The sequence below is a fragment of the Pseudomonas sp. R3-18-08 genome, assembly GCF_003852065.1.
In the GTDB taxonomy this organism is placed as follows: domain Bacteria; phylum Pseudomonadota; class Gammaproteobacteria; order Pseudomonadales; family Pseudomonadaceae; genus Aquipseudomonas.
Genome location: NZ_CP027729.1, coordinates 5,286,644 through 5,300,481, shown reverse-complemented (window position 1 = coordinate 5,300,481; position 13,838 = coordinate 5,286,644). Strand labels below are relative to the sequence as shown.

Annotated in this window: 11 protein-coding genes; 2 read left to right on the top strand and 9 right to left on the bottom strand. The window is 61.8% G+C overall.

Annotated features, from left to right (window positions below; genetic code table 11):
* The first annotated feature begins 32 nt into the window (after positions 1 to 32).
* Entirely contained in the window at positions 33 to 1,406 is a 1,374-nt protein-coding gene (gene creD, locus C4J92_RS24415; RefSeq protein WP_124405481.1) for a cell envelope integrity protein CreD, read from the top strand.
* Between the two features lie 174 nt (positions 1,407 to 1,580).
* Here the strand turns inward: creD and C4J92_RS24410 are convergent, their stop codons facing one another.
* The 8 genes from C4J92_RS24410 to C4J92_RS24375 all read right to left on the bottom strand — a co-directional run bounded on the left by C4J92_RS24410 (position 1,581) and on the right by C4J92_RS24375 (position 10,648).
* Positions 1,581 to 2,210, bottom strand: a complete 630-nt coding sequence (locus C4J92_RS24410; RefSeq protein WP_124405480.1) for a glutathione S-transferase N-terminal domain-containing protein — start codon at positions 2,208 to 2,210, stop codon at positions 1,581 to 1,583.
* Positions 2,211 to 2,371: 161 nt separating this feature from the next.
* Positions 2,372 to 2,554 (bottom strand): hypothetical protein, encoded by a 183-nt coding sequence (locus C4J92_RS24405; protein WP_124405479.1) that lies wholly within the window; start codon positions 2,552 to 2,554, stop codon positions 2,372 to 2,374.
* A complete protein-coding gene (locus C4J92_RS24400; RefSeq protein ID WP_124405478.1) occupies positions 2,551 to 3,654 on the bottom strand; it encodes a PepSY domain-containing protein in 1,104 nt (367 codons plus the stop codon). Before C4J92_RS24400 ends, C4J92_RS24405 begins: the two co-directional genes overlap by 4 nt.
* A 63-nt stretch (positions 3,655 to 3,717) precedes the next feature.
* Positions 3,718 to 6,147: a TonB-dependent siderophore receptor gene (locus tag C4J92_RS24395; protein WP_124405477.1), complete on the bottom strand. Its 2,430-nt coding sequence runs from the start codon at positions 6,145 to 6,147 to the stop codon at positions 3,718 to 3,720.
* Between the two features lie 207 nt (positions 6,148 to 6,354).
* Positions 6,355 to 7,323: a FecR domain-containing protein gene (locus C4J92_RS24390; RefSeq protein WP_124405476.1), complete on the bottom strand. Its 969-nt coding sequence runs from the start codon at positions 7,321 to 7,323 to the stop codon at positions 6,355 to 6,357.
* Positions 7,320 to 7,838: an RNA polymerase sigma factor gene (locus C4J92_RS24385; RefSeq protein ID WP_124364692.1), complete on the bottom strand. Its 519-nt coding sequence runs from the start codon at positions 7,836 to 7,838 to the stop codon at positions 7,320 to 7,322. The genes C4J92_RS24390 and C4J92_RS24385 overlap by 4 nt, the downstream gene beginning before the upstream one ends.
* 183 nt (positions 7,839 to 8,021) lie before the next feature.
* Complete coding sequence (locus C4J92_RS24380) at positions 8,022 to 8,729, bottom strand: PolC-type DNA polymerase III (RefSeq protein ID WP_124405475.1); 708 nt, start codon at positions 8,727 to 8,729, stop codon at positions 8,022 to 8,024.
* Entirely contained in the window at positions 8,726 to 10,648 is a 1,923-nt protein-coding gene (locus tag C4J92_RS24375; protein WP_124405474.1) for a putative nucleotidyltransferase substrate binding domain-containing protein, read from the bottom strand. Before C4J92_RS24375 ends, C4J92_RS24380 begins: the two co-directional genes overlap by 4 nt.
* A 246-nt stretch (positions 10,649 to 10,894) precedes the next feature.
* Here C4J92_RS24375 and C4J92_RS24370 point away from each other — a divergent pair, with 246 nt between their 5' ends.
* A complete protein-coding gene (locus C4J92_RS24370) occupies positions 10,895 to 11,341 on the top strand; it encodes a response regulator (RefSeq protein WP_124405473.1) in 447 nt (148 codons plus the stop codon).
* Between the two features lie 176 nt (positions 11,342 to 11,517).
* Here the strand turns inward: C4J92_RS24370 and C4J92_RS24365 are convergent, their stop codons facing one another.
* Entirely contained in the window at positions 11,518 to 13,695 is a 2,178-nt protein-coding gene (locus C4J92_RS24365) for a malate synthase G (protein ID WP_124405472.1), read from the bottom strand.
* Between the last annotated feature and the right edge of the window lie 143 nt (positions 13,696 to 13,838).

Sequence of the window (13,838 nt, the reverse complement as noted above, 5' to 3'; positions counted from 1 at the left end):
CAGACTCCCCTCATCAAAACAGGGAGAGCCCCATGAACCGCAGCCTGCTTTTCAAACTTGGCGCGATTGCGCTGCTGATCCTGCTGTTGCTGATTCCGTTGCTGATGATCAACGGCATCATCAGCGACCGCCAGCAACTGCGCGACGGCGTATTGATGGACATCGCCCGCAGTTCCAGCTTCGCGCAGCGCCTCACCGGCCCGGTGATGGTGGTGCCTTATCGCAAGACGGTGCGCGAATGGAAGCTCAATGAAAAACTCAACAAACGCTACGAGGAAACTCGCGAGGAGCGCGGCCGTCTGTATTTCCTGCCGGAGCGCTTTGAACTCGACGGCCAGGTGCAGACCGAGCTGCGCGCACGGGGCATCTACCAGGCGCGGTTGTTTCATGCCGCTAACCGCATCAGTGGGCGTTTCCAACTGCCTGCACAACTGGGCATCACGGAAAACTTCGCCGACTACCGTTTTGAACCGGCGTTTCTGGCGATGGGCATTAGCGATATTCGCGGCATCGAAAATGCGCTGACGCTGGAGCTGGGCGATCAGCGCCTGGAATTTGCGCCGGGCTCCCTGGTGGACTGGCTGGGAGAGGGCGTGCATGTGCTGCTGCCCGACCAGGACAGCAGGAAACCCGCCGCCGTGGACTTCGCCTTTGACCTGCGCCTGCAGGGCACCGAACAACTGCAGGTGGTGCCGGTGGGCAAGACCAGCCAGGTATCACTTGCCTCCAACTGGCCGCACCCAAGCTTTATCGGCAACTTCCTGCCGGCGCAGCGGGAAGTCACCGACAAGGGCTTTACCGCCCACTGGCAAACCTCGTTCTTCGCAACCAACCTCGAGCAGGCCCTGCAAACCTGCCTGGACCGCCAGGGCTGTGATGACTTCAATAACCGCAGCTTCGGCGTGAACTTCATCGACCCGGTGGACCAGTACCTCAAGAGCGAGCGCGCGATCAAATACGCGCTGCTGTTCATCGCCCTGACCTTTGCCGGCTTCTTCCTGTTCGAAGTGCTCAAGAACCTGGCGGTGCACCCCATCCAGTACGCCTTGGTGGGCTTTGCATTGGCGTTCTTCTACCTGCTGCTGTTGTCGCTGTCCGAGCATCTGGGGTTTACCCTGGCGTACTTGATATCGGCCAGCGCCTGCGTGTTGTTGATCGGCTTCTACGTGTGCCATGTGCTGCGCAGCGTGATCCACGGCCTGGGCTTTTCGGTGGGCTTGGCGGCGTTGTATGGGTTGTTGTACGGGCTGCTAAGTGCCGAGGATTACGCGTTGCTGATGGGCTCGTTGTTGCTGTTCGGCCTGCTGGGCACGGTGATGGTACTGACGCGCAGGCTGGATTGGTATGGTGTGGGCAAGCGCAAGGTGGCAGAGCCGTTACAGTTCGATCTGGAGGCTGTGCAATGATCGGGCTGCGCGAGGATCAGCAAATGAAGGCCAGGATGATCGACTTCCTCAATCACACCGCCGCTCAATGTGGGAGGGGGCTTGCCCCCGATAGCGGTGGTTCAGAGAAAAATGAGCGCAATGACACACCGCAATCGGGGGCAAGCCCCCTCCCACATTGGGTCTGTGTGAACATCACGCGGGCGGTTGGGTCTGCTGCATCGAAGGCCGCTGGCTGACCTCGGCGTACCAGGCGGCAAGCCTTGGATTATCCACGCGCCATTGCAGGTCGGGATGACGGAAGTCGAGGTAGCCCAAGGCGCAGGCCACGCTGATCGCGGCGATGTCGAAATGGCTGGCCAGTTCGGCAATCGCCTCGGCTTCCAGCTCGGCCAGTACGCGTCGCATCTTGTTGCGCTGCTCGTCCAGCCACTGGTCCCAATGTTTCTCCACCGGGCGCATCGCAGTCTCGTAGCGCACCAGCACGGCGGCATCCATGATCCCGTCGGCCATCGAGGCCAGGGTCAGGCGGCGCCAGCGGGCCGAGCCGTCGCGGGGGATCAGCGGGTTGCCGACGTGCTGGTGGTCGAAGTAATCGAGGATCACCCGGCTGTCATGCAGAACCGAACCGTCGGCCAGGCGCAGGGCCGGGATCTTGCCGACCGGGTTGCCTTGCACCACGTGCGCGTCCGGGTTGACGGGGGTGGGCATGCAGGCATGCAGGGCCACACGGTCCTGCTGGCCGGTCTCGATCAGCAACACGCGGACTTTGCGCACGAACGGCGACGCGGGGTTGTGGAACAAGGTCATGCTGGGGACGGACATGGGCATTCCTCGAAATGGGATGTGGCTAGCCTAGAGGCTTGCGCCGTGGCTGGCGAGGGGGATTTTTGGTGTTTTGAAGGCCTCATCGGGGGCAAGCCCCCTCCCACATTTAACAGTGTTCACAATTCAAGTGTGGGAGGGGCTTGCCCCCGATAGCGCCCTCAGCCGCGCCGCTTGAACAACGCCCATGCACCAATGCCAGCGGGAACGCCCAACCCGACCCAACTCAACGCATCCCACCCCCCGTCCCCCAGCAAAGCCGCAAACAACCCGGCGGCGCTGAGCAGGCCAATCCCCAGCGGAATGCCAAACACTTTCCAGAAACTCGACTGCCGGGGCTTCATGCCTTACCCGCCTTGCGCCGCACGATCCATAAGTAAATCCCGCTGACCAGCACGATGATTGTCAGCACATCCAGCACCGCCCAGAGGATTTTCATCGGCATGCCGCCGTAGTCACCGAAGTGCAGCGGCTGGGACATGCCCATGGCGTCCATGTACCAGGGCCGAGCGGCGATGGCGGTCACGGCCAGGGTGCGGGCGTCGATCAATACCGGGGTGAGCAGATGGGAAGTGAGGTGGGTGCTGCCCTTCATGAACACGGCGTAGTGATGTTCGCTGGAAAAGCGCGTGCCGGGGAAGGCGATGAAGTCCGCTTGCATGCCGGGCGCGGCATTGGCGGCGATGCTCAGCAATTCGCTGGCCGGTGCGCGCTGGGTCAGCGGCGGGGCGTTTTTATAGGGTTCGATCATGGCGCTGAGGGCGTCCTCGCGCCAGGCGGCGATGATCAGGTCGGCGCAGGCGCTGATCACACCGGTCACGCCCACCACCAGTGCCCAGGTCAGGGTGACCACGCCGATCAGGTTGTGCAGGTCGAGCCAGCGCAGGCGAGTGGACTTGTTTTGGCGCACGGTGGCGAACTTCAAGCGGCGCATGAACGGCAGGTACAGCACCGTGCCCGACACGATCGCCAGCACGAACAGAACCCCCATGAACGCCAGCAACAGCTTGCCTGGCAGCCCGGCGAACATGTCCACATGCAGGCGCAGCAGGAACAGGGTGAGCCCACCATTGGCGGAGGGCATTTCCACCGCTTCGCCGGTACGCGCATCCAGCATGAAGGTGTGGGACAAATTCGGCTCGGTGCCGGCCGTGGCGGCCATGATCGCGATCACACCGTTCTGGTCGTCCTCGTCCCACGCCAGGTACTGCATGGCCTCGCCGGGTCGATGGGCCTGGGCCTTGGCCACCAACTGCTCCAGGTTGAGTTGCGGCGTCTCGGCGGGCATCTGCTTGAGCTGCGGCTCGTTGCCCAGCAGATGGTCGATCTCGTGGTGAAACACCAGCGGCAAGCCGGTTAGGGCGAGCAGCAGCAGGAATACGGTGCAGATCAGGCTGGTCCAGGTGTGGATGAAGGACCAGCGGCGGATGGTTTTGCTTTTCATGTTCTAGCCTTCAGACACACCGAAGCCGCCCCTGTGGGACGGCCCGGTTGTTAACTCAGCCGATTACCACTGGTAGGTGGCACTGGCGACGACGCTGCGTTGGTCGCCGAAGTAGCAGTAGGAACCGTCACAGGTGGAAATGTAATCCTTGTTGAACAGGTTGGTCGCGTTCACTTTTACCGACGCGCCCTTGAGGCTGTTGTCCAGGCGGCCGAGGTCGTAGTGCACGGCGCCGTCGAATACGGTGTAGGCGTTGGCTTTGCCGGACCAGGTATTGGCCTGGTCGCCATAGGTATTGCCGGTGTAGCGGGCGCCAAAGCCAATACCGAAGCCATCCAGTGCCCCGGTATGCCAGGTGTAGTCGGTCCACAGGGAGGCTTGCTGGTTTGGCATCAGTTGCAGGCGGTTGCCTTTGTATTGGCCTTTCTGTATTTCGGACTTGGCCAGGGTATAGGCCGCGATAACCTTGAGGTTTTCGGTCACGTCAGAGATGGCTTCCAATTCCAGGCCCTTGACCTTTACCTCGCCGGTCTGGTCGGTTACCGAGGCGCCGCCGGACTGGAAGCTGGTGACCTGCACGTTTTTCTGGGTCAGGTCGTAGACCGCAGCGCTGAGCAAGGTGTTGGAGCCCGGTGGCTGGTATTTGATCCCGAGCTCCCACTGTTTGCCTTCCGTCGGTTTAAACGACTGAAGGGGGTCCACGCTGGCGTTGCTTGCGGGCTGGAATGACTCGGCGTACGAGAGGTAGGGCACGAAACCCGAGTCAAACACATAGCTCAGTGCTGCATTGCCACTGAAGTTTTTGCTGCGGTCGGTATTGGTTGCGTCGCTTTTGTTGAAGTAGGTGGTGCCCTGGTGTACCCAGTCTTCGCGTCCGCCGAGGGTCAGGCGCCAGTTGTCCAGGGCCATCTGGTCCTGCACGTAAAGGCCGGTCTGCACGGTTTTCTGGTTGTAATCGTAGAACGCAGTGGAGCGCGCCGGGCGCACGATCGGCTGGCCGTAGACCGGGTTGAAGATGTTCGTGGTACCGCCGTCGCCAAAAATTGCCAGGTACGAGGTATCGGTACGTTGATGGTCCAGACCGAGCAGAACGGTATGGTTCACAGCGCCGGTTGAGAAGTCAGCCTGGAAGTTGTTATCGACGGCGAACTGGCTGATGTCTTCGTCTACGTTGGTCGACGAGCGGCTGATGTTGCCATTGGCGTCGGCCGGTGAGAAGGCGTACGACCCCACCGTCAGTTGCTGAAACGCCAGCTCGGATTTGGTGTAGCGCAGGTTTTGCTTGAACTGCCAGGTGTCATTGAAGCGGTGCTCGAACGCGTAGCCGAGTGCGTAGTAGGTGCGGTCGTAGAAATCGTAATCGGGGTCACCGAGGTTCTTGTGGTGGGAAACGTCGCCCAATGGCGATTTGATCTTGGTGCCTTGGATCGGCAGGAACTGGCTGGTGGTGCCCGTATCGTCACGGGTGAACTGCGACAGGAAAGTCAGCTTGGTATCGGTGTCGATATTCCAGGTCAGGCTTGGCGCGATGTTGTAGCGCTTGTTGTCGATGTGATCGACCTGGGTGCCGGCATCGCGCACCACGCCGCCAAGGCTGTAGAGAAACTGGCCTTCATCATCGATCTTGCCAGTGCTTTCGAAATTGATCTGACGGTAGTTGTCACTGCCGTATTGCACCTGGATAGCGTGGCTCGATTCTGCGCTGGGACGGCGGCTGACCATGTCCAACAGGCCGCCCGGCGGGGTCTGGCCATAGACCGACGAAGCCGGGCCGCGCAGCAGGGCGAGGCGATCCAGGTTCCAGGTTTCGGCTTTCGGGTTGGCGTACACGCCACGGGGCAGCGGCAGGCCGTCAAGGAACTGGGTGGGTTCGAAACCGCGTACGCGCATCCAGTCATAACGGGTGTCGCTGCCGTAGCTGGCGGAGACGATTCCGGGCATGTATTTGACGGCGTCGTCGAGGTTCTGCACGTTGCGATCCTGCATTTGCTCGCGGGTGGCCACGGAGATGGAACGCGGCGCCTCGACCAGGGCTGTGTCGGTCTTGGTGCCGGCGGCGGTGCGTTTCGCCAGGTAACCTTCGACCGGCCCCCACGCGCTCTCATAACTGCCCTGACCAATAATGCTCGTCTCCGGCAACGCCACGACACCATCTGCAATTGCCACCAACGTAAACGTCCCGGCGCTGCTCTGCTGCAACTGCAACCCCGTGCCCCGCAACGCTTCACGCAACGCACCCTGCGCATCGAACTGGCCCTTGACCGGGGCCGAGGTCTTGCCGGCGGCGAGCGCCGGGTTGAGGGTGAGAGCGAGGCCGGCCTGGCTGGCGATCTGGTTCAGGGTGGAGGCCAGTGGGGCGGGCGCCAGGTTGTAGGCGCGCACGCTGGTGGCCTGTTCGGCGGCGATCAGCGGGGCGCTGACCAGCGGGACGCCGAGGGCAATCGCCACGGCTAACAGGCTGGGGCGCAACAAAGTGTCTAGCGTGCGGGACATGGGCGGCTCCTGAATGGAAATATTTCTCAATTGCCTAGGTGCCGGACGAGAATCGGAAAGTGATAGGGCGGGGTGAAAATATTTTTTGGGTGGTGTTCCTGAGGGCCTCATCGGGGGCAAGCCCCCTCCCACATTTTGAATGTATTCACAAATCAAAGTGTGGGAGGGGGCTTGCTCCCGATAGCGTTCGCCCAGGCGCTGCAAACCCTAAGGCTTACCCTTGATAGTCACCCACCACGGCGTGTGCTGCTCGATCTGCACCGGCAGTGTGGGCAACAGCGCATTGAGCGCCAGGGTAGTGTCGTGCAGTGGGAAGCTGCCGGTGATGCGCAGGTCGGCCACGTTGTCATCCACGCCCAGATGGCCGGTGCGATACCGGCCGAGTTCCGCCACCACATCGCCCAGGCGGGCGTTGTCGACGACCAGCATGCCGCGGGTCCAGGCGTCGGTGGCCGGGGGGACGGCAAGCAGGGGGCCAAGGCCATCGCTGCGCATCAGCACTTGCTGGCCTTGCTTGAACACCTGCTCCTGATGCAGCGCCTGGGGCTGGGCGGCCACGGCCGATTGCAGCACGCTCAGGCGCGTGGCGTGATCTTCGCGCCTGACGATAAACCGCGTCCCCAACGCCCGCAGGTTGCCGTCGCGGGTCTGGACAGAGAACGGGCGCGCATCGTTGTGGCCGGTTGCGACGAAAATTTCGCCTTCCTGCAACACAATCAAACGGTGCTTATCGTCGAAACGCACGTCAATTGCGCTGTGGGTATTGAGCGTGATCCGGGTGCCGTCAGCCAGCGTGAGTGTGCGCTGCTCGCCGGTAGCGGTGCGTTGATCGGCCAGCCAATAGTGGATCGGCACGTACCGCTCACCGGCAAACAACGCCAGCCCAACTACCAGCGCAATGCTCGCCAGGCCACGGCCCAGCTTGCGCATACGCTGGCGAACGCTTTCGCGCGACTGCAACAATGCGGCCCGCGCAGGGCCGCGGGCTACGCTGAAACGCTGGTCGAGCATGCCCAGCTGGCGCCAGGCGCGGGCGTGTTCTTCATCGCTGGCCAGCCATTTGGCGAATTCTTCCTGTTCCACCTCGCTGCCATCGCCTGCGCCGAGGGACAGTTGCCAGGCAATCGCGGCGTCCAGCACGCGGGCCGACACCGGCTTGGAGCTGATCAGCGTCACGTCGGCTCGCCATACAGCGCGATGTAGCACTGGCGAATGCCCTGGGCCAGGTACTGGCGCACACGCGGCACCGAGACACCCAGGCGCTGGGCGATTTCTGCATGGGCCATGCCGTCGAGGCGGTTATAGAGGAACGCGGCGCGGGCTTTGCTCGACAGTGTGCCGAGCAGGCGGTCAATGGCTTTGAGGTCTTCAAGGATCAGGTGCTGTTCTTCGGGCGAAGGGTGTTCGCTTTCCGGGATCAGCATCAATTCGGTGAGGTAGGCCTGTTCCAGGGCGGCGCGGCGGAAATAATCGAACAGCAAGCCCTTGGCAATCGCTACCAGAAAGGCGCGTGGCTCGCGGGGTGCGCGCAGCCCGTCTCGGCCCAGCAGGCGCATGAAGGTGTCCTGGCTGAGATCTTCGGCGCGGCTCGGGCAGGCTACGTTGCGCCGCAGCCAGGCCAGCAGCCAGCCACGATGGTCGCGATACAACGCGCCAACAAGCTCACTGTGTGGGGGCTGGACCGACGACAAGGCATCACCGAATAAAGTTTAAACTAACGAGAATTATTCGCGATTGTGTCAGAGGCGTAGGATGGGCGCAATTGGCGTCTGTCGGGAGATCGTTCCCACGCTCTGCGTGGGAATGCCGCTCCGGACGCTCCGCGTCCCCTAGAGCGACGGCGTGGGAATGCCGCCCTGGACGCTCCGCGTCCCCTAGAAAGACGGAGCTTGTTTACGCCGCTTCCACTGGGATAAACGCTCTTGCAGCGTCTGGGGCGTGTCGATGTGTTGCTGGCGCGCACGGCTGAACAGAATCAGCATCAGCTCCGCCGTAGCCAGTGCATCGGCGCTGGCGTGATGGCGCTCGCCCACGTGCAATTTGAAATGGCTGATCCAGTCATCCAGCCCCGCCTCACGGATGTTCGCTTCAGGGCATAACAGCGGGGCGATATCGGCCACATCGAGAAACGTGTGTGTCAGGCGATAACCCAAGCTGTCCATCAGCGCCCGGCCCAGCATGTGTTGATCGAACGGCGCATGGAAGGCCAGCAGCGGGCTGTTGCCAACGAACGCCATGAAATCCAGCAGCGCGTCCACCGGGTCGCTGCCGGCCGCGATGGCGCTGGGGCCGAGGCCGTGGATCAACACGCTGGGGCTGAGTTTGGTGGCGGTGCGTTGCAGGGTGCGTTCGAACATCTGCGAGAAGTCCACCGCACCGTCCTCGATCACCACGGCGCCGATGGACAGCACCTGGTCACGGTTGAGGTTCAGGCCGCTGGTTTCCAGGTCGACCACCACCCAGCGCTGGCTGCGCAATGTGCCATGCCCCAGCGCCGAGGGCCCGCGCAACTCGGCCAGGCGCTGCTGCTGCGCCGCGTCGAGCCTGGGTTTTTTCGCGCGCAGCCAACTGAACAGGCTCACAGTTGATAGCGCAAGGTCAGGCTGCTTTGCAGGCGCTGGGCCTGACGCAGGGATTCGCGCAGGATGCGCCGGTCCAGATGGTTGAGGCTGTCCGGATCGACGCGGTTGGAATACGGCTGGTTTTCCCGCGTCTGCACCTGGTGCTGCTGCATGCGGGTTTGTTGGATGAAGTGATAGGCCTCTTCATACGCGGCGCCGTCCAGCGGCTCGATCACGCCTTTGGCAACCAACTGGCGCAGCCGCTCCAGGGTGTTGTTGGCACGCACGCCGTTGGCCAGGGCCAGCAGGCGCGCACCGTCCACAAACGGCGTGAGGCCCTGCACCTTGAGATCAAGGGTGGCCTTTTCACCGCTTTTGCGCGTCAGCACGAACTCGCGAAAGCGCCCCACGGGTGGGCGTTGGCGTAAGGCATTCTCGGCCAGCATGCGCTGGAACAGTCGGTTGTCCGCCACCTGATCCAGAATGCCCTGGCGCAGTTGCTCGCAGCCCTGCTCGTCGCCCCACACCACCCGCAAGTCGAAATAGATGCTCGACCCCAGCAGATTCTCCGGCGTCGCTTCGCGGATGAAGGCGCCAAACCGCCGCGCCCACTCGGCCCGCGACAGGCACAGCTCCGGGTTGCCGGCCATGATATTGCCCTTGCACAGGCTGAAGCCGCACAGCGCCAGGCTCTGGTTGATCTGTTGCGCCAGGGGCAGCAGGCGCTCGCGAATGTCGGCGGCCTCCACGGCGTCTTTGGCCTCGAACAGGATGCCATTGTCCTGGTCGGTGTACAGCGTCTGTTCGCGGCGGCCTTCGCTGCCAAAGCACAACCAACTGAAGGGCACGCCGGGGTCGCCTTTTTCCGCCAGGGTCAGCTCGATGACGCGGCACACGGTGTGATCGTTGAGCAAGGTAATGATGTGAGTGATCTGGGTCGACGAAGCGCCGTGGGCCAACATGCGCTCGACCAGTTGGCCGATTTCGCCGCGGATCGCCACCAGCTGTTCCACCCGGGACGCGTTGCGGATGGTTCGCGCCAGGTGCACCAGGTCGACGCGCTGCAGGGAAAACAGATCGCGTTCCGATACCACGCCACACAGGCGCCGGTCCTGCACCAGGCATACATGGGCGATATGCCGCTCGGTCATGGCGATCGCCGCGTCGAACGCGCTGTGGTCCGGGGACAGGAAAAACGGCGCCTGGGTCATATGGCCGGCGATACCTTGACTGAAATCACCGGTGCCGTCGGCCACTACCTGGCGCAGGTCACGCAAGGTAAAGATGCCCAGCGGCGCCTTGTGCTCATCGACAATCACAATGCTGCCGACCTGCTGCTCGTGCATCAGCCTCACCGCTTCGCGCAGCGCGGTGTCCGGGCTGCAGGTGACCGGGTGGCGCATGGCCAGTTCACCCAGGCGAGTGTTCAAGGAGTATTGGGTGCCGAGGGTTTCCACGGCTTTCTGCTGCACCTGCTGGTTGACCTGATCAAGCAGGCTGCTGACACCGCGCAAGGCGAAATCCCGAAACGGGCTGGACAGGGCGAACAGCTTGATGAACGCCATCTTGTTCAGTTGCAGGCAGAAGGTGTCTTCGGCGGCTTTGTGCTCGGTGCGGGTGGCGCGTTCGCCGAGCAAGGCGGCGAGGGGGAAGCACTCGCCGGTGGTGATTTCGAATGTCGTGTCCGCCGAGTCCGGGCGCTCGCCGACCACGCGGCCCTGCTTGACGATATAAAAATGCTCGACCGGCCCGCCCGACGGTTTGAGGATGCTGTCGCCGGGACCATAGAAGCGCAGTTGGCACTGTTCCACCAGAAACGCCAGGTGCGCCTGCTCCATCTGATTGAATGGAGGGAAGCGTTGCAGGAATTGCAAAGTGCCATGGATGTTCTGCAACACGGCGGTTTTACCCGCCTGCGTGAAAGCATCAGCTTTACTCATAACAGTGACCGCAGTTTTTTTGTCGTTATCGTGCTGCATGGTCGACTGCCGCACGGCGGGTGCCCATTGGACGTAAGTCTAGGTTGGTGAAACCCACGCAAAACTAAGGAAAAACCTTACATGACTATCGTCCAAAACCCGTAGAACACCCACTAGGCAAACTTTCCGACGAAGTGCACATTGTTCGCCCTCCCGCAGATGTCTGACGAGTGTGCTGCGAGATTGATGAAAATTGCTGAGAACTGTATGTCCGACCACGATATTTTGAGTGATGCCGAGCGCGAGGCGCTGAGCGCCGTGATGCTGGAGCCCGATTTACCGCCCCAACGTGTATTGATCGTGGACGACGACAAGGATGCGCGTGAATTGCTGGCGGAAATCCTCGGGCTGAACGGCATTCGCTGCATGACGGCTGACGGTGGTGAGGAAGCATGGGAATTGTTGAATTCCACCAGCTCCATCGGTTTGCTGATCACCGACCTGCGCATGGCACCGAGCAACGGTTTGGAATTGATCCGAAAAGTGCGCGAGTCGACCCGCGCGGCGTTGCCGATCATCATCATGTCGGGCGACGCCGAAGCGCCGGATGTGATCGACGCCATGCACTTGAGCGTGGTGGATTTTTTGCTCAAGCCGATTGATAGCGCGAAGTTGGCGAAGTTGGTGAAGCAGGAGTTGGGGATGGTTTCCTGATTCTTGATTGACTGTGCGGGCCTCATCGGGAGCAAGTCGAATCGTCGCACCGCCCCTCCCACACTTTGATTTGTGAACACAGTCAAATGTGGGAGGGGGCTTGCCCCCGATAGCGCCAGTCCAGCCACCGCAACCGCAAATAAAAAGCCCCGATCTCGCGATCAGGGCTTTTTCATTTACAGGCCGTTTTTAGCCTTGAACTCCCGACGCCTGCGGTGCAACACCGGCTCGGTATACCCGTTTGGCTGTTTAGTCCCTTCAATCACCAACTCAACCGCTGCCTGGAACGCGATGTTGCTGTCGAAATCCGGCGCCAGCGGGCGGTACAACGCATCCCCGGCATTCTGACGGTCCACCACCGGCGCCATGCGCTTGAGGCTTTCCATCACCTGGGCTTCGTTGACGATGCCGTGGCGCAACCAGTTGGCGATGTGCTGGCTGGAGATACGCAGGGTGGCGCGGTCTTCCATCAGGCCGACATCGTTGATGTCCGGCACTTTCGAGCAGCCGACGCCCTGGTCGATCCAGCGCACCACGTAGCCGAGGATGCCCTGGGCATTGTTGTCCAGTTCGTTGCGGATTTCTTCGTCAGACCAATCGGTGTTGCTGGCCAGGGGAATGGTCAGGATATCGTCCACTGATGCGCGCTCGCGCTTGGCCAGTTCGGCCTGGCGCGCGAACACGTCAACTTTGTGATAGTGCAACGCATGCAGCGCAGCCGCGGTGGGCGACGGCACCCACGCGGTGTTGGCGCCGGCCAGTGGGTGTGCGATTTTCTGTTCGAGCATCGCGGCCATCAGGTCGGGCATCGCCCACATGCCTTTGCCGATTTGCGCACGCCCTTGCAGGCCGGTGCTCAAACCGATATCGACGTTCCAGTTCTCGTAGGCGCCAATCCATTTTTCCGCTTTCATGGCGGCCTTGCGCACCATCGCGCCGGCTTCCATGGAGGTGTGGATTTCATCGCCGGTGCGGTCGAGGAAGCCGGTGTTGATAAATACCACGCGCTCGCTGGCCGCCTTGATGCAGGCCTTGAGGTTGACGGTGGTACGCCGCTCCTCGTCCATGATCCCGACTTTGAGCGTATTGCGCGGCAGGTTCAGCACGTCTTCGATACGGCCGAACAACTCATTGGTGAACGCCGCTTCTTCGGGGCCGTGCATCTTCGGTTTGACGATGTACACCGAACCGGTGCGGCTGTTCTTGCGCGTACTGTTGCCGTTGAGGCTGTGGATCGCCGCCAGGCTGGTGAGCAGGCCGTCGAGGATGCCTTCCGGCACTTCGTTGCCGTCTTTATCGAGGATCGCGTCGATGGTCATCAAGTGGCCAACGTTGCGCACGAACAGCAGCGAACGGCCATGCAGGGTCACGTCGCTGCCATCCACGCCGGTGTAGACGCGGTCAGGGTTCATGGTGCGGGTGAAGGTCTTGCCGCCCTTGGCCACTTCTTCGGCCAGGTCGCCCTTCATCAGGCCGAGCCAGTTGCGGTAGATCACCACTTTGTCGTCGGCATCCACGGCGGCGACGGAATCTTCGCAGTCCATGATGGTGGTCAGCGCGGCTTCCATGAGCACGTCTTTGACGCCGGCGGCGTCGGTCTGGCCGACCGGGGTGCTGGCGTCGATCTGGATCTCGAAGTGCAGGCCGTTGTGCTTGAGCAGAATCGCAATCGGCTCGGCCGCAGGGCCCTGGAAACCGATCAACTGCGCGTCGTCTCGCAGGCCGCTGTTGCTGCCGCCCTTGAGGCTGACGATCAGCTTGCCGTCGACGATCTTGTAGCCGGTGGACTCGGCGTGGCTGCCCGCGCTGAGCGGCGCGGCTTCGTCGAGGAACGCACGGGCGAAGGCAATGACCTTGTCGCCGCGCACTTTGTTATAGCCCTTGCCCTTTTCTGCGCCGTTGGCTTCGCTGATAGCGTCGGTGCCATACAGCGCGTCATACAGCGAACCCCAGCGCGCATTCGAGGCGTTGAGGGCGAAGCGGGCGTTCATCACCGGCACCACCAGCTGAGGGCCGGCCATGCGCGCGATTTCATCGTCGACGTTTTGGGTCGAGGCCTGGAAGTCTGCGGCTTCTGGCAGCAGGTATCCGATGTCTTGCAGGAAGGCTTTGTAGGCCACCGGGTCGTGGGCCTGGCCGGCATGGGTCTGGTGCCAGGTATCGATCCGCGCCTGGAAATCGTCGCGTTTGGCGAGTAGGGCTTTGTTCTTCGGGGCCAGGTCGTGGATGACCTTGTCGGCGCCGGCCCAGAACTGGTCGGCAGTGATGCCGGTACCGGGAATGGCTTCGTTGTTCACGAAGTCGAACAGGACTTTGGCGACCTGCAGGCCACCGACTTGAACGTGTTCAGTCATTGCTTGCCTCACTCTGCGGAGCTTATGCGCTTTTTCAGATTTTCATTATGTAGTGCACGGTTGGGCATACTACATGATGACTTGCGGTTGTGAAAATTAGACTAAATACGTCGTTTAGCGACCCACTTTGGTCGTACGGTCAC